The organism is Porphyrobacter sp. ULC335 (assembly GCF_025917005.1).
Taxonomy (GTDB): domain Bacteria; phylum Pseudomonadota; class Alphaproteobacteria; order Sphingomonadales; family Sphingomonadaceae; genus Erythrobacter.
Genome location: NZ_CP078091.1, coordinates 2,753,588 through 2,769,292 on the forward strand (window position 1 = coordinate 2,753,588; position 15,705 = coordinate 2,769,292).

Annotated in this window: 14 protein-coding genes; 11 read left to right on the plus strand and 3 right to left on the minus strand. The window is 64.5% G+C overall.

What is annotated here, in order from left to right:
• Positions 1-9: 9 nt before the first annotated feature.
• The 6 genes from KVF90_RS13190 (at position 10) to KVF90_RS13215 (ending at position 5,690) form a co-directional block, all read left to right on the plus strand.
• The gene (locus KVF90_RS13190) at positions 10-642 is read left to right on the plus strand and encodes a phosphoribosylanthranilate isomerase (RefSeq protein WP_264392036.1); all 633 of its coding nucleotides are present in this window, start codon (positions 10-12) and stop codon (positions 640-642) included.
• Entirely contained in the window at positions 639-1,853 is a 1,215-nt protein-coding gene (gene trpB / locus KVF90_RS13195) for a tryptophan synthase subunit beta (RefSeq protein ID WP_264392037.1), read from the plus strand. Before KVF90_RS13190 ends, trpB begins: the two co-directional genes overlap by 4 nt.
• 291 nt (positions 1,854-2,144) lie before the next feature.
• Positions 2,145-2,540, plus strand: a complete 396-nt coding sequence (locus KVF90_RS13200) for an endonuclease domain-containing protein (RefSeq protein ID WP_264392038.1) — start codon at positions 2,145-2,147, stop codon at positions 2,538-2,540.
• Positions 2,537-3,319, plus strand: a complete 783-nt coding sequence (gene trpA, locus KVF90_RS13205; RefSeq protein ID WP_264392039.1) for a tryptophan synthase subunit alpha — start codon at positions 2,537-2,539, stop codon at positions 3,317-3,319. Before KVF90_RS13200 ends, trpA begins: the two co-directional genes overlap by 4 nt.
• Before the next feature lie 131 nt (positions 3,320-3,450).
• Positions 3,451-4,305 carry an acetyl-CoA carboxylase, carboxyltransferase subunit beta gene (accD, locus tag KVF90_RS13210; protein WP_264392040.1) on the plus strand — a complete coding sequence of 285 codons (855 nt, stop codon included), beginning with the start codon at positions 3,451-3,453 and terminating at the stop codon, positions 4,303-4,305.
• Positions 4,306-4,349: 44 nt separating this feature from the next.
• Complete coding sequence (locus KVF90_RS13215) at positions 4,350-5,690, plus strand: bifunctional folylpolyglutamate synthase/dihydrofolate synthase (protein WP_264392041.1); 1,341 nt, start codon at positions 4,350-4,352, stop codon at positions 5,688-5,690.
• Here KVF90_RS13215 and KVF90_RS13220 read toward each other — a convergent pair.
• Positions 5,687-7,447 carry an AmpG family muropeptide MFS transporter gene (locus tag KVF90_RS13220; protein ID WP_264392042.1) on the minus strand — a complete coding sequence of 587 codons (1,761 nt, stop codon included), beginning with the start codon at positions 7,445-7,447 and terminating at the stop codon, positions 5,687-5,689. The two genes, KVF90_RS13215 and KVF90_RS13220, sit on opposite strands and share 4 nt — an antisense overlap.
• Positions 7,448-7,519: 72 nt before the next feature.
• On the opposite strand from KVF90_RS13220, the gene KVF90_RS13225 reads away from it, so the two are divergent.
• The 4 genes from KVF90_RS13225 (at position 7,520) to KVF90_RS13240 (ending at position 11,433) form a co-directional block, all read left to right on the plus strand.
• Positions 7,520-8,680: an aromatic ring-hydroxylating oxygenase subunit alpha gene (locus tag KVF90_RS13225; protein ID WP_264392043.1), complete on the plus strand. Its 1,161-nt coding sequence runs from the start codon at positions 7,520-7,522 to the stop codon at positions 8,678-8,680.
• Between the two features lie 19 nt (positions 8,681-8,699).
• Complete coding sequence (locus KVF90_RS13230) at positions 8,700-9,827, plus strand: pseudouridine synthase (RefSeq protein WP_264392044.1); 1,128 nt, start codon at positions 8,700-8,702, stop codon at positions 9,825-9,827.
• Positions 9,824-10,369: a 16S rRNA (guanine(966)-N(2))-methyltransferase RsmD gene (gene rsmD, locus KVF90_RS13235; RefSeq protein ID WP_264392045.1), complete on the plus strand. Its 546-nt coding sequence runs from the start codon at positions 9,824-9,826 to the stop codon at positions 10,367-10,369. The genes KVF90_RS13230 and rsmD overlap by 4 nt, the downstream gene beginning before the upstream one ends.
• 104 nt (positions 10,370-10,473) lie before the next feature.
• Positions 10,474-11,433: a DUF4189 domain-containing protein gene (locus tag KVF90_RS13240; protein ID WP_264392046.1), complete on the plus strand. Its 960-nt coding sequence runs from the start codon at positions 10,474-10,476 to the stop codon at positions 11,431-11,433.
• A gap of 226 nt (positions 11,434-11,659) precedes the next feature.
• Here KVF90_RS13240 and KVF90_RS13245 read toward each other — a convergent pair whose 3' ends face one another.
• Positions 11,660-12,199, minus strand: a complete 540-nt coding sequence (locus KVF90_RS13245; protein WP_264392047.1) for a hypothetical protein — start codon at positions 12,197-12,199, stop codon at positions 11,660-11,662.
• A gap of 273 nt (positions 12,200-12,472) precedes the next feature.
• On the opposite strand from KVF90_RS13245, the gene KVF90_RS13250 reads away from it, so the two are divergent.
• The gene (locus tag KVF90_RS13250) at positions 12,473-14,791 is read left to right on the plus strand and encodes an ATP-dependent helicase (RefSeq protein WP_264392048.1); all 2,319 of its coding nucleotides are present in this window, start codon (positions 12,473-12,475) and stop codon (positions 14,789-14,791) included.
• 19 nt (positions 14,792-14,810) lie between these two features.
• On the opposite strand, the gene KVF90_RS13255 is transcribed toward KVF90_RS13250, so the two are convergent.
• Positions 14,811-15,635 carry a sterol desaturase family protein gene (locus tag KVF90_RS13255; protein WP_264392049.1) on the minus strand — a complete coding sequence of 275 codons (825 nt, stop codon included), beginning with the start codon at positions 15,633-15,635 and terminating at the stop codon, positions 14,811-14,813.
• Between the last annotated feature and the right edge of the window lie 70 nt (positions 15,636-15,705).

Below are 15,705 nucleotides of genomic sequence, written 5' to 3' on the forward strand. Positions count from 1 at the left end.
CTGGCGGCCATGACCGGCACACTCGTCAAGATCTGCGGCATTTCGACGCCTGAAACCCTCGCAGCCGCGATCGGCAGCGGGGCGAGCCATGTCGGCTTCGTCCACTTCGCCAAAAGCCCGCGCCACCTGTCCCTCGCCGAAGCGGGCCGGTTGCGGGCATTGGTTCCCGCGCACGTGCAGGCGGTGCTGCTGCTGGTGAACCCCACCGCGCAAGTGCTCGCTGAAGCGGTGCGCACAGTCGCGCCTGACGTGGTGCAGTTCCACGGGGCCGAGACCCCCGACGCCCTCGCCCGCTTTCGCGCGCAGACCGGCATCGAAGTCTGGCGCGCGCTCGCGGTGAAGGATGCCGCCGCGCTCAAGGATGCCAAACAATTCCGCGGCGCGGCAGACCGCGTGCTGCTCGATGCCCCCGCGTCCTCGCTGCCCGGCGGCAACGGCACCTCCTTCGACTGGAGTCTGCTGGCCGGATGGCAGGCGCCGCTTGCCTGGGGCCTTGCGGGCGGGTTGACCCCTGCCAATGTTGCCGAAGCAATCCGCCTGACGCGCGCGCCGCTGGTCGACACCTCCTCAGGCGTAGAAAGCGCGCCCGGCCTCAAGGACATGGACAGAATCGCCGCCTTCTGCAAAGCGGCACGGCTATGAACACACCTCTCAACTCCTTCCGCAACCAGCCCGACGAGCGCGGCCATTTCGGCCAGTTCGGCGGACGCTATGTCGCCGAGACGCTGATGCCGCTGGTGCTCGATCTCGAGCGTGAATACCGCAAGGCGCAGGCCGACCCGGCGTTTCAGGCCGAGTTCGACGATCTGATGGAGCATTACGTCGGCCGTCCAAGCCCGCTCTATTTCGCGCCGCGCCTCACTGAGGAATTGGGCGGCGCGCAGGTGTGGTTCAAGCGCGACGAGCTCAATCACACCGGCGCGCACAAGATCAACAATTGCATCGGCCAGATTCTGCTCGCGATCCGGATGGGCAAGACCCGCATCATCGCCGAGACCGGCGCGGGGCAGCACGGCGTAGCAACCGCTACGGTATGCGCGCGCTTCGGCCTGCCTTGCGTGATCTACATGGGCGCCGAGGACGTGAAGCGGCAATCGCCCAACGTGTTCCGCATGAAGTTGCTTGGCGCGGAAGTGATCCCCGTCACCAGCGGCGGCGCGACGCTGAAGGACGCGATGAACGAAGGGCTGCGTGACTGGGTCGCGAACGTCCACGACACCTTCTACATCATCGGCACCGCGGCCGGTCCGCACCCCTATCCCGAGATGGTGCGCAACTTCCAGAGCGTGATCGGCAAGGAAGCGCGCGCGCAGATGCTTAGCCGCACCGGCAGCCTGCCCGACCTATTGGTCGCCTGCATCGGCGGCGGATCGAATGCGCTGGGGCTGTTCCATCCTTTCCTCGACGATGCATCGGTGAAGATGCTTGGCGTGGAAGCGGCGGGCCACGGCCTCGACGGTGACGAGCACGCCGCGAGCCTTCTGGGCGGCACTCCCGGCGTGCTCCACGGCAACCGCACTTACCTGTTGCAGGACGAGGACGGCCAGATCACCGAAGGCCACTCGATCAGCGCAGGCCTCGATTACCCGGGCATCGGCCCGGAGCACGCGTGGCTGAAGGAATCGGGCCGCGTCGATTACACCGCCGTCACCGATGACGAGGCGCTGGAAGGCTTCCAGCTTCTGTGCCGCACCGAGGGGATCATTCCCGCGCTGGAACCCTCGCACGCGATCGCCGCCGTGGCGAAAGTCGCGCCGACCATGCCCAAGGACAGCATCGTGCTGATGAATCTGTGCGGGCGCGGCGACAAGGATATCTTCACCGTGGCGGAGCGTCTGGGGGTTGAGCTTTGAATGCGCTTCCCGCCTTCGTGAAATGGACGATCGTCCACATGGTTGCCATGTCGGTCGGGGTAAGCATCGGCTTTAGGTTACAGACGGGCGAGTTCGCACTTCCGGACCAAAACACGTGGGGATCATACCTTGGCGTGCTGCTCGTATCGCCGTTTTGCGCTTGGATTGCCATGAGGGGGCGGCGACAAGGATATCTTCACCGTCGCGGAGCGTCTGGGAGTGGAGCTTTGAACAAATAGCCCTCTCCCCTTCAGGGGAGAGGGTTGGGAGAGGGGAAGAAAGCGAGCCACTATGCGTGATCCGATCCTCACTCAACGCGCCAAATCAATGCGCAAAGAAATGTCCGAACCGGAAACGCGGATGTGGCTGGCATTGCGGGCAGAGCGGTTCGCGAACGTCAAGTTCCGCCGCCAGAAGGTGATCGGTGACTATATCGTGGACTTTGCGGCGAACGATCCAAAGCTGGTGATTGAGATCGACGGGGATAGCCATGCGACAAATGAAGCGTATGACGCGGTCCGCACGCGGTTTCTGGAATCGAAAGGTCACACTGTGATCCGGTTCTCGAACAGCGACGTTATGGGCAACATGGAGGGTGTGTTGGTACGATTGAGTGAGGTCATTTCAGTGTTGCGGGCCTCGCCCCCTCTCCCAACCCTCTCCCCTGAAGGGGAGAGGGCTAAGTGACTAACCGCCTCACCACCACCTTCGCCGCCCCTCGCCCCGCGCTCGTCTGCTTCATCACCGCAGGCGATGGCGACACTGCGGCCAATCTCGATGCGCTGGTCGAAGCCGGTGCTGATGTGATCGAACTCGGCATGCCCTTCACCGATCCGATGGCCGATGGCCCCGCGATCCAGAGCGCCAATCTGCGCTCGCTGGGTGCGGGCACGACCACAGCCGATGTGCTGCGCTACGCCGCCGAATTCCGCGCCCGCCACCCCAACGTGCCGCTGGTGCTGATGGGCTATGCCAACCCGATGGTGCGGCGCGGGCCGGAATGGTTCGCCGAGGCTGCTTCAGCTGCGGGCGTTGACGGCGTAATCTGCGTCGACATTCCACCCGAGGAAGACGATGCGCTCGGCCCGGCCTTGCGCGCCAAGGGCATTGCCCAAATTTACCTTGCTACCCCTACCACCGATGCTGCCCGGCTGCCGCAAGTGCTCGCTGGTTGCGAAGGGTTTCTTTACTACGTCTCGGTCGCCGGAATTACAGGCAAGCAGCAGGCGCAAATTGCCAGCATCGCTGAGAACGTTTCACGCATGAAGCAATCAACCGATCTCCCCGTAGCGGTCGGCTTCGGCGTTCGCACCCCCGAGCAAGCCGCCGCCATCGCCAAGGTTGCGGACGGCGTGGTCGTCGGATCTGCGCTGGTGGAGATTTGTGGCACATATGGCGCTGAGGCTCCGGCCCATCTCAAGACCCTCACCGCCGCGCTCGCCGAAGCGGTGCATACCGCCCGCTGAAATTCGTCATTGCGAGGAGCGCAGCGACGCGGCAATCCATAGCCCGCCCTTGCTCCACGCGGCAACATCGGTCCATGGATTGCTTCGCCTTCGGCTCGCAATGACGACCAAAAGAGGTTAGGACACCGCCCATGAACTGGTTCAACCGCGTCCGTAACTCGCTCGGCTTCTCCGCCGACAAGAAGGCCACGACCGAGAAGGATCTGTGGATCAAGTGCCCTTCGTGCCAGGAAATGCTGTTCGTGGCCGAGTACGAGGATAACCTCAGCGTCTGCCCGAAATGCGAGCATCACGGCCGCATCGGCGCGGATGCGCGGCTCGGGCTGCTGCTCGATCCGGGCTTCGAGGTGCTGCCGCTGCCCAAGGTCACCGAGGACCCGCTGCAGTTCAAGGACACCAAGAAATACACCGACCGCCTCAAGGCCGCGCGCGCCGCGAACCCGCATGAGGATGCCTTCGTCGTCGGTTCGGGCAGTATCGATACCCGCCCCGCCGTGGTCGGTGTGCAGGATTTCAGCTTCATGGGCGGCTCGATGGGCATGGCCGTGGGGCAGGCCTTCTGTGAAGGTGCGCAAAAGGCTCTGGATCGCAAATGCGCCTATGTCGTGGTGACAGCGGCGGGCGGCGCGCGGATGCAGGAGGGGATTCTCTCCCTGATGCAAATGCCGCGCGCGACGGTGATGACGCGGCGGCTGAAGCAGGCAGGGCTGCCCTACATCGTGGTGCTGTCCGATCCGACCACCGGCGGCGTCACCGCGAGCTACGCGATGCTCGGTGATATCCACATTGCCGAACCGGGCGCGTTGATCGGCTTTGCCGGACAGCGGGTGATCCAGGATACGATCCGCGAACAGCTGCCCGAAGGCTTCCAGCGCGCTGAATATCTCCACAAACACGGCATGGTCGACATGGTCGTCCACCGCCGCGAGTTGAAGGCCACGCTGGCGCAAGTGCTGGACTATCTCCAGCCGGTGAAGGCGGCGTAACTCTCCCCTCCCGTTTGCGGGAGGGGCCGGGGGTGGGCAAGTCGATGAGAGACTTCGGCAAATCCGACGACCCGCGCGTTCAGGCCCAGCTTGATCGCCTTGCCGCTCTGAGTCTTCCCCAAGGGCGGCTCGGGCTGGAGACGATCCGCGCCTTGATGGAGCGGCTTGGCAATCCCCACCGCCAACTGCCGCCGGTGTTCCATGTCGCGGGGACCAACGGCAAGGGTTCGACCTGCGCCTTCCTGCGCGCGATGCTGGAAGCGGAGGGCTACAAGGTCCACGTCACCACCTCGCCCCACCTTGTGCGCTACAACGAGCGCATCCGGCTGGCGGGAGAACTGATTTCCGACGCGATGCTGGCTGATGTGCTCAAGGAGGTGCTCGACGCCGGTGAGGACCTCGGCCCCAGCTTCTTCGAAGTCACCATCGCCGCCGCCTTCCTCGCCTTCAGCCGCACGCCCGCAGATGTCTGCGTGGCCGAGGTCGGCATGGGCGGACGCTTCGATGCGACCAATGTGCTGGAGCCCGAGGCGCTGGCGGCCTGCGGGATCGCGGCGCTGGGGCTGGATCACGAACGCTTCCTGCTCGCGCCCGAGGAAGGCGTGCCCAAGGAGCCGATGGCGCGGATTGCGTTCGAGAAGGCAGGAATCGCCAAGAAGGGCGTTCCGCTGGTGACGATGGGAGATCTTCACCTGCCCCAGTCACGGGCTGCCATTCAAGGTGTCGCCGCAATCGTCGGCGCTCCGCAGTTTCCCTGCGGCCTTTACGGCGCGTGGGCCGCCAAGCCGACGGGAAACAACACTGTGCTGGTCTATGGCGAGGGACAAGCCTGCTATTTCCATGCCCGGCTGGGCCTTACCGGGCGGCATCAGGTGCACAACGCCGGTCTCGCGGTCGCGATGCTCCGGTTTCAGGACAAGGTGCGGGTTAGCGAGGCGGCAATGAAAGCGGGTTTGGCCGCCGCCATATGGCCCGCGCGGATGCAGCGCCTGTCCCCCGGCCCGCTGGTGGACAGGCGCGAAGTATGGCTCGACGGCGGACACAACCCCGATGCCGGACAGGCGATCGCGCGTTTCTTCGGCGCTGGCGTGGCCGATCCCGCCAATCCCTTGCGCCGCATCCACCTCGTCATCGGCATGATCGAGGGTAAAGACCCGGCCTCGCTGATTGGTCCGCTCGGGCATTCGCTGGCGAGCATCACGGCTGTGCCGGTACCCGGACACGAATGGCACCCCGCCTCCGCCTTCGGCCCCGCCGCCCGCCGCGCACCCGACGTGCCGAGCGCTCTGGCGATGATCCCGGACGACGGGTTGCCCATCCTGATCGCCGGATCGCTCTACCTCGCGGGCGAAGTGCTGCGGCTCAATAACGAGCTACCGGACTAGGCCGCCAATACCGGGTCGGGCTGCACCACGCCGCTCGCTGCGCCAGCGCGCGCCTGCCGCCACCATTCGAGCGCGCACAGCACCACGGCCACCACGCCGATCAGGGCCGTAAAGATGAAGACGAAGTAATAGCCGCGAACCTCGATCATCTGCCCCAGCGCGCCGCGCCCCAAAGTCCCGATCAGCAGCGTCAGCGATGCGAGCAGCGCGAATTGCACCGCCGCATAACGCTTGGCCACGATGCTCGAGAGCCACGCGATGTAAGCCGCCCCGGCTATGCCGATGGCGAGGTTTTCCCAGAAGATCGTAAAGGCCAGCCGTGCCAGACCTTCCGATGGCGGCGCAGCCACAAAGAACAATGGTGCCAGCCCCTGCGCGGTGCTGTTCACCAGCCAGGTAAAGCCGATCGCATCGCTCGCCGCCTGCATTCGCGCACCCCCAAGTGCGAGATCGGCGTAGAGCAGGTTCGTCGCGGCGGCGATGATGGCGCCGAAGGTGAGCATGAACATGCGCCCCAGCACGGTAATCAGCCAGCCCCCCAACGCTAGCCCGATCAACACAGCAAAAATGCCGAGGATCTTCGACGCAAAGGCCACCTCCTCACCCGTGTAACCCAATTCCTTGAGGTAGAACGGGTAGGCAAACACGCCCCACACCGAATCCGTGATGCGGTAGGTCAGCACCAGCGCCAGAACCAGCATCAGCGACCACCCCATCCGGCTGACAAACTCGACCAGCGGCAACACCAGTGCGCGGTAGAGATGGTCGGCAAAGCCGATGGGGCGCTCCATTCCATTTTCCGGCAATGCGGTCATCACATTGACGCCGTCACGCTTCTGCTTGACCACCCAGGCTGCGATGAAAGCGGGCAAGACGATTGTCGCAAGGACGATCAGCGGGCCGTAGTTCGTGGTGAAAGCCGACACGTCAGGGCGGGTTTCGGGGCTTTCGGTCATGGAGCGGACCATGAAGACCACCACCGTGACAATCGCCCAGGCCCACAGCAGACCAACCGCCAACAAGGCTCTGTTGCGCACACGCGGAGTCACTTCGCCCACGGCATAAAGCTCTGCCACTTCGACACGGTTGGCGGCGGCATTGGCCACGCGGTCTTCGGTCACATGCGCGTCGGGCGCGAACAGTCCGGCGATGCCGATCGCCAGCATGAAGCCGCCGAACATCACATAGACGAACGGCCAGCCATAACGGTCGGCCATGATCAGACCGATTGCGCCGCCCACCAGCGAGGCAAGGCGGAAGCCCATCTGGGTGATGGTCGAAAGAATATCGATCGTCGCCACCTCGTCGGCCACATCAATCCGCCACGCGTTGATGGCTATGTCCTGCGTGGCGCTGGCAAAGGCGCCGATCGCGGCCAGCAGGCTGAACCAGGCGAGCGCATTCTTGGGATCGAGGAAGCTCATCACCACCAGCGCGATGCCGATGACAAGCTGCATCGGCGCGATCCACTGCTTGCGCTTGCCCAGTCTGCGCAATCCGGGAATATCGACCTTGTCGAGCAAGGGTGACCACAGGAACTGAAAGGCATAGGCCAGCCCCACCAGCGAGAAAACGCCCATCGTCTCCAGATCGACCTCTGCCTCGGAAAGCCACGCGTAGAGCGTGCCGAGGAACAGTGCCGGGGGCAGACCTTGCGCGAAGCCGAAAACCAGCATGAACCCGGCCTTGGGGCTGCGCAGCGCGCGAAACAGCGTTCGCCAGCCGGGCTTAACCTTCGCCTCAGTATCCCCGGCCATGCACTAGCGTCCTTCCCGTTGGCGCGAATATCTGCGACATTAGCCCTGCACGAGAGGTTTGGGAAAGAGAGCATGAACCAGGTTGAAACCGCTGTCCCCGGTTTGCGCCCCACTCCCGGCCAATTGGCGCTGGCCGAGGCGATCCGCGAGGACCGCGCGAAGGTCGCAGGCGGGATCCAGACGGTTCCGGCCAGCAATTACACCTGCCCCGATCATTTCGCGCGCGAGAAGGCAGCGCTGTTTGACCGGCTGCCGCAGGTCATCGCTCCCTCCGCGCTGCTCCCCGATCCCGGCATGGCGGTGCCGCATGATGCCACAGGCCGCCCGCTGCTCATCACCCGCGACAACGATGGCCGGGCCCATGTCTTCCTCAACGTCTGCCGCCACCGGGGCACGCGACTGGTCGAGGGGAGCGAGGTGCAATGCGCCAAGCGGCTCGTCTGTCCCTATCACGCCTGGACCTACAGGCTTGACGGCGGGCTGATGGCCCTGCCCCGCCCTGAAACCTTCCCTGGGCTCGACAAGGCCGATTACGGTCTCGTGGAGCTGCCTACGATCGAGGCAGGCGGCCTCATCTGGTTCGCGCCCGACGCTAAAGCCGACTTCGGCGATGCCCAAAATCTGGGTAATGATCTCGACGCCTTCGGTCTGCCGCAGGCGCATCTGTTCCGGCGCAAGCTCCACACGGTGAAGGGCAACTGGAAGCTCATCATGGATGCCTTCCTCGAAAGCTATCATGTGACACGCCTGCACGCCTCCACTATCGGCCCCTTCTTCAAGGACGGGATCACGGCAGGCGACCAGATCGGCCCGCACCAGCGCTCGGCAGTCGGGCGGCTCGAGGAGATGGAGGGGATCGACCTCACCGACATGGCAAGCTTACGCCGGGTGGTGACCTTTGCCTACCAGCTGCTCCCGGCCACGATCATCGTCCCCAGCCCCGATTACGTGAACGTGATGGTGCTGATGCCGCAGGCAGCCGATCTCACTCTCGTCGAGGATTTCATGCTCATTCCCGAGGCACCCGCGAACGAAAAGGCGCTGGCGCATTGGGAGAAGAGCTGGAACCTGCTCGACGGCGGGGTCTTCGCCAGCGAGGATTTCCGCGCGGCAGAGCTTGGCCAGCAGGGCCTTTCCAGCGGCGCGGTAAGCCACATCACGCTCGGCACGCTGGAAGGCGGGATCGCGCGGTTTGACCAGATCGTGAGCGAAGCCTTGCGGGCAACCCCCTGACCGCCTAGTCGCCGCTCCCATGCCCACCCAGCCCCCCCGCTCCGAAAATCGCCCCGAGGGCGACCGCATCGCCAAGCTGCTCGCCCGCGCCGGCGTCGCCAGCCGCCGCGAGATCGAGCGGATGATTGCCGAAGGGCGTGTCGCGCTGGACGGCAAGGTGCTCGATACCCCCGCAACGATCCTTGCCAGCCTCAAGGGCGTCACGGTGGATGGCAATCCGGTGGCAGCGGCCGAAGCGACGCGGCTTTTCGCGTTCAACAAGCCCACCGGCCTGATCACTGCCGAGCGCGACATGGCAGGTCGCCCCACGATCTATACCGCGCTGCGCAATGCCCTTCCGCCCGGCACCCCGCGGCTGATCCCGATCGGGCGGCTCGATTTGAACACCGAAGGCCTACTGCTGCTCACCAATGACGGCGGGTTGAAGCGCACGATGGAGCTGCCAGCCACCGCAGTGCCGCGCACCTACCGCGCGCGCGCCTTTGGCGTGGTGACGCAGTCGCAGCTTGAAGACCTGATGGACGGCGTGGAGATCGAAGGCGTGCGCTACGGCTCGATCGACGCCAATCTCGAACGCAGCAGCGGGCGCAACCTGTGGATCGAAATAACCATCACCGAAGGCAAGAACCGCGAAGTGCGGCGCGTGCTCGAATATCTGGGCCTTCAGGTGAACCGCCTGATCCGCACCGGTTACGGCCCGTTCAACATCGGCGATCTGCCGCGCGGTCAGGCTGTGGAGCTGACCGGCAAGCCGGTGGCGCATTTCCTGTCGGAGATGACCGGGACGCCGATCCCGCGCGGCGGGGTCAAAAAGGCCGACAAGGTGGTGATTGCTGCCCCGGAGCAGACCCCGCGTCCCCCGCGCCCACCAGCACGAAAAGGACCCTCGGCACGGCCTGCGCCGCGCCCTGCCCCGCAAGTCGGCGGTGATGCCGCATCATCCAATCGGCGCAAACCCGCAGATGCGACCGAAAGAGGTCCGCGCAAAATCCCGACCGCACCGCCTGCCGCGCGCGGAGGCCGCGAAACGCTGACCAACGCCCCACGCAAGGGTGCTGACGGCCCCCGCCCGCCGCGCTCCGGCGCAGGCGCGCGCAAGCGGCCGGCGCCGACACGCAACACCCCGTCGCGTGGGCCCAAGAAATGAGAATCATTGCGGGCCAATGGCGCGGGCGAAAGCTGGCCGCGCCCAAAGGTGAAGCCACACGTCCGACAGCCGACCGCGCACGCGAAACGCTGTTTGCGATGCTGACCAGCCGGCTGGGCGATTTCGAAGGCTTGCAGGTCGCCGATCTGTTTGCGGGTTCCGGCGCGCTCGGGCTCGAAGCCTTGTCACGGGGCGCCGACCACTGCCTGTTCGTCGAGCAGGACCGCGCGGCGGTGGATGTGATCCGCGCCAATATCACCGCCTTGGGCGCGCAGGCGCAGACCCGGGTGGAAACCGGTTCGGTGATGCAATTGCGTGCGGCGACCCGCCCACTCGATCTGATTCTTGCCGATCCCCCTTACCAATCGGGCGCGGGAGAGGTCGCGCTCGACCGGTTGTTGCGGCTCGGGTGGATCGGGCCTGAAACCTGGATCGCGCTCGAAACCGCCTTCAATGAGGATGTGGCCATCAAGGGCCTCATGCTCGACGCAGAGCGCCGGGTCGGCAAAGGGAAGCTGTGGCTCTTTCGTCTTGATCGATGAGACCGCAACGAAGCGCGATGTAGTAGTGCTTTGCCAAAGATATGCGCCCCACCTTCAGGCGATTAGGCTGAGTTCCGGTGTAAACCCTTAGACCGGATCTTGATATGCTGCGCCGCTTTGGACTTGTCTGCCTACCTGCATTGATGCTCGGCATGAGTTTGCTCACGCCTGACAAGGCAAGTGCCCAGAGCTGCCCCGCAGGGATTCCCAGTGGCGGAAATCCGGGCTGCATACCGCCAGATGTCTATAACGGCGGTCAGGGCAACGACAGTGGTGGTCCTGCGGATTCGGCTCCGTTGCTCCAGAGCTGGCAGGCGGGTCACTCTGCGCTGGTGTGGCACCAGGACGCGACCGAGGTCTGGGCGGTGTGGAACGCCATGTCCGTTTCGGACGCAACCGACATGGCACTGAAGGCCTGCAATAAGGTCATGGGTGGCGGCTGCGTGGTCGCAAGCTCATCCACGGGCGGCACAACTGCATTCGGACCGGGGTCGGACGGTTACATGCGCGCCGCATGGGGTGACAAGAAAAGCGATGCGATCAAGGCATTCCACAAGCAGTGCGCTGAAGCCGGGCAGGCCTGCCGGTTGCAGGAGACCTTCACCTCAACCCACATAAAGCGCCCCGTGATGATTCCCATCATGCGCACTGTTGCCCATTTGCCCGAAACGCGAGGCATCGCATCGTACGGAGCAATTGCCTCCCCAAGGCCCGAACCGGTTGGCACCGAATGGGTTGGCCATGTCTGGATGGCGACCGGAAAAGCGACCTACGCTGAGGCTACCGAACAAGCCCTCGCCCGATGCAGATCCGCAACGGGGATGGAATGTGCCTTGGACACACATGGGGTGAACAGCAATTTTTATCTTTATACTACTCACGACGATATGTTCTTTTGGTCGTCCGGTCTTAGTCGCAAAGAGGCCGAGGCGCATTTGTCAAAGAAGTGCAAACTGCGCTTCAAAGGAAAGAAATGCTCGATAGTCGGATTTTACGACATGGCGACACCACGCAATGACATGGTGCTCATGAGTACGAACCCGGAGACTGTTCCGGGTGGGTGAGTTGCCACATCTCCACCATTGATCCCACGAACGAGACCGAACAAATCGCTACATTCTGGGCCACGTTCCCGATGCATCTCTTCAGCAAGTAGGGTCTCCTCCGCTGTACAGAAGGGCGCACCAGGTTTTTGGTCACGCCAGAAAACCGGGTCGGCAAGGGGAAGCTCCATCTCTTCCGGCTGGATGCTTCGCCGGGTGCCGACCCGGTTCCCCCTGCGATGGAGGGTTAGCCTTCCGTGGTTTTCAGCCGGGCTTCAAGCTCGGCCCAGGTCGCCTCGCGCTGGGGTTCGGCCATGGTGGCAAGTGTCGTCTTGTCAGCGTCCTCGATCCGCCAGAAAATCTTCTGGCGATCTTCGGTGAGCGACCAGAAGTAGGTCTGGGTCTCGGGCGGCCATGCCTTGTAGGCCGTCTGCTGCTCGGCCGGCCAGCTCTGCACCTTGGTGTCCTGATCGGCGGTGGACATCGCAGACGGTGCCTGCGCGGGCGGAGTGCCGGTGTCGCCCCATTCCTGACCCGTGCCAGTGTCAGGAGTCGTGTCCGGCATTGAGGGCGGAGTTGTGCTCGGATCGGTGGACGGCGTATCGGGATAAGTCGGGGGCGTGCCCGGCGTTGTCGGGGGCGTAGCGGTCGTGCCGGGCGAGGACGGCGGCATGGTTTCGGTCGTGGTGTCCGAACCGGACTGATCCTGCGCCGCTACCATCGCGGGGGTCATCACCAGGGCCATCGCCACGCCCGCGAGACCGAATGTTTTCAGGGACTTTTGCATGGGTATCTCCAATATTGACTAACCCAAGCCTGACGAACGCGAAGAGCCTGTCCGGCCGCTCAGTCCCCTGCTGACCGGACAGTTCCAAGTATGGGGCAGCGGGCATACCGCGCAATGCCGGGCGAGGCCGCGCACCCTGCCCGCGCCACAGTCGAGCGGAAAATGTGGCGCAAAAACGGCAGGCCGAGTTTGCGTTCTGTCGCATCCGCCGCGCATAGCAGCGTCACGGCCTTGCCCCCTTGGCGATTGTTCCCTAATTGTTCGCATGAGACCATGAACAGCGACATCCCACCCCCCGCCGCCACGCGCGATTCCGGCGTTACTCCGGTCCCGGCCTATGCCGCGCGGCTGAACGCGCCTCAGCGCGCTGCCGTGCTCGCGACCGAGGGGCCGGTGCTGATGCTGGCAGGAGCAGGCACGGGAAAGACCGCCGCACTGACATCGCGGCTGGCGCATCTGGTGGCGACAGGGCGCGCCTATCCCTCGCAAATCCTTTGCGTCACCTTCACCAACAAGGCCGCGCGCGAAATGCGCGAGCGCGTGACACACCACCTCGGCCCGCAGGCGGAGGGGCTACCGTGGCTCGGCACCTTCCACTCGATCTGCGCCAAGATGCTGCGTCGCCATGCCGAACTGGTCGGGCTCCAGCACAATTACACGATCATCGACACTGACGATCAGCTGCGGCTGCTGAAGCAGCTGATCGTGGAGGCCGATCTTGACGAGAAGCGCTGGCCGGCGCGCCAGCTGGCGGGCCTGATCGACCGCTGGAAGAACCGCGGGCTTAACCCCGCCGATCTCGATGCGGTTGAGAACGAGGCCTATGCCAATGGCCGCGGCACGGCGCTCTATGCACGATATCAGGAGCGGCTGAAGCAGCTTAACGCCTGCGATTTCGGCGATCTGATGCTGCACATGCTGAACATCCTGCGCGGCCATCCCGATATCCTCGCCGATTACCAGCGCCGCTTCCGTTACATCATGGTAGACGAATATCAGGACACGAACGCGGTCCAGTACCTGTGGCTGCGGCTGCTGGCGCAGGGGCACAAGAACATCTGCGTCGTCGGCGATGATGACCAGTCGATCTATTCCTGGCGCGGGGCAGAGGTCGCCAACATCCTGCGCTTCGAGAAGGATTTCCCCGGCGCGGAAGTGATCCGGCTGGAACAGAACTACCGATCCACCCCGCACATCCTTGGCGCGGCATCGGGGCTGATCCGCGCGAACAGCCAGCGCCATGACAAGACACTGTGGACCGAGGTCAACGGCGGCGACAAGGTCAAGGTGATCGGCGTGTGGGATGCGCCCGAGGAAGCACGCCGTGTCGGCGAAGCCATCGAGCGGCTGGAGCGTGAAGGCGCGGCGCTCGATCAGGTCGCGATCCTCGTGCGCGCGCAGTACCAGACCCGGGAATTCGAAGACCGCTTCATCCAGATCGGGATCAATTACCGCATCATCGGCGGTTTCCGCTTCTACGAGCGTGCCGAGATCCGCGATGCGCTCGCCTATCTGCGCCTGATCGCGCAGCCGCAGGATGATCTGGCGTTCGAGCGCATCCACAATCAGCCGAAGCGCGGCCTCGGCGCGAAGGCACTTGAGCAGATGCACAGCCATGCGCGCCGCACCGGCCTGCCGCTGGCAGCGGCCGCGCTGCAACTGGCGGACAGCGACGAGCTGCCCAAGCGCACCGCCATCACCATCGGCGGATTGCTGCGCCAGTTCCTGTACTGGCGCGAGACGACCGAGACCGTGTCGCCTGCCGATCTGCTGCGGCTGGTCATGGAGGAATCAGGCTACAACGCCATGCTCGCCGCCGACCGTTCGCCGGAAAGTGCGGGGCGCGCGGAGAACCTCTCCGAACTTGCCCGGGCGATGGAGGAATACGAAACGCTCGGCGATTTCCTCGAGCATGTCAGCCTCGTCATGGACAACGAGCGCTCGGATGCGGGCGAGACGGTGACGATCATGACGATCCACGCCGCCAAGGGGCTGGAGTTCGACAACGTGTTCTGCGTCGGCTGGGAGGAAGGCGTCTTTCCCTCGCAACGCGCGATCGACGAAGGGGGCCTTGCGTCGCTGGAGGAGGAACGCCGCCTCGCCTATGTCGCGATCACCCGCGCGCGGCGGCATTGCACCATCCTCCACGCCGCCAATCGCCGGATCTACGGCCAGTGGACGAGCAGCATCCCCTCGCGCTTCATCGAAGACCTGCCGGCCGAACATATCGAGCAGGAAACCACGCTGACCGGCGGCGCATCGCTGTGGCGGGCAAACTGGAGCGAGCAGGAAGATCCCTTCGCCCACGTCGCGCGAGATTATCCCGCCAAAGCGCAGCAGCGCGGCCCCGGCTGGCAGCGCGCGCTAACCTCGGGCTACGAAACGAAACCGGCCCGCGTGCGCGAAAACACGCGCTCCGCTGCAAGCTTCGCCGCGCCCGCCCGATCCGACATCGCAATCGGCGCAATGGTGACCCACGCCAAGTTCGGTACGGGCTGCGTGATCGATCAGGAGGGCAACAAGCTGACGATCATGTTCGAAGACGCAGGCGAGAAGCGCGTGCTCGATAGCTTTGTAACGGTGGTGGGTTAGGCGTCAGGACAGCGCTGGGTCAGTTCGCCGGTTGTTCGGCCGTCAGCGCTTCGGACTTTCGCCAGTAACGCGCCTCGAAAGGCCGTGCGAGTTCGCCCAGCGCGTCGCGGGTGCCTTCGGCAATGCCGGTCTCGCAGTTGAGATAGGGTGACGGGTCGCGGTAGGTGCCGAACAGCTGGTCCCACAGCGTCACCGTGTTGCCGAAGTTGTAACCCATCAGCTGCTCGTCGCGGATGTGGTGCAGGCGGTGGGCGGCGGGCGAGATCAGCACCTTGCCGAGGATGCCGAGCGTCCAGGGGACATCGGCGTGGACGAAATACCCCCACCACGCACGCAGGATGAAGGCCACCCCGATTGCCCAGAATGGCAGGCCGAGCAGGATCACCAGTACGCCGTCCATGATCATGCTCAGCGCCTCGCCGAGCGGATGTTTGCGGCGCAGGCTGAACCAGTTCATCGCCTCATCCGCGTGGTGGGTCGCATGGATCGGCCACAGCACGCGCGAATGTTCGAAGCGGTGCCGCCAATAGGCGACGAAATCGATGATGAGGATCGCGGCGAGCACGCTGAAAGCGACCGGCACGGACTTCCAGAAGGCAACGAGCACCTCAGGGCGCGGGATCAGCGATTTGCCGGTCAGGATCGGCACCGCCAGCAGCGGGACTACCACCGCGGCGTTGACCAGCAGCAGGACGATGTTGGTAACAATCTCGGGGCGCGCACGCTTGAAGCCCTCGACCAGAGCGCGGCGCTTGGTCGCAAGGGCAAGAACGCCGAACAGCACCGCGAGCGGCAGCAGGTCGGCAAATTCCCTACGCAAGGTATCAACGACAGTGTCGATCATGCGGCCAGATTAGCCGCCGACAGCCCAAGAAAGCGTTAAGCCCGCCGCGCAGTTTGCCGTGCGCGGGACG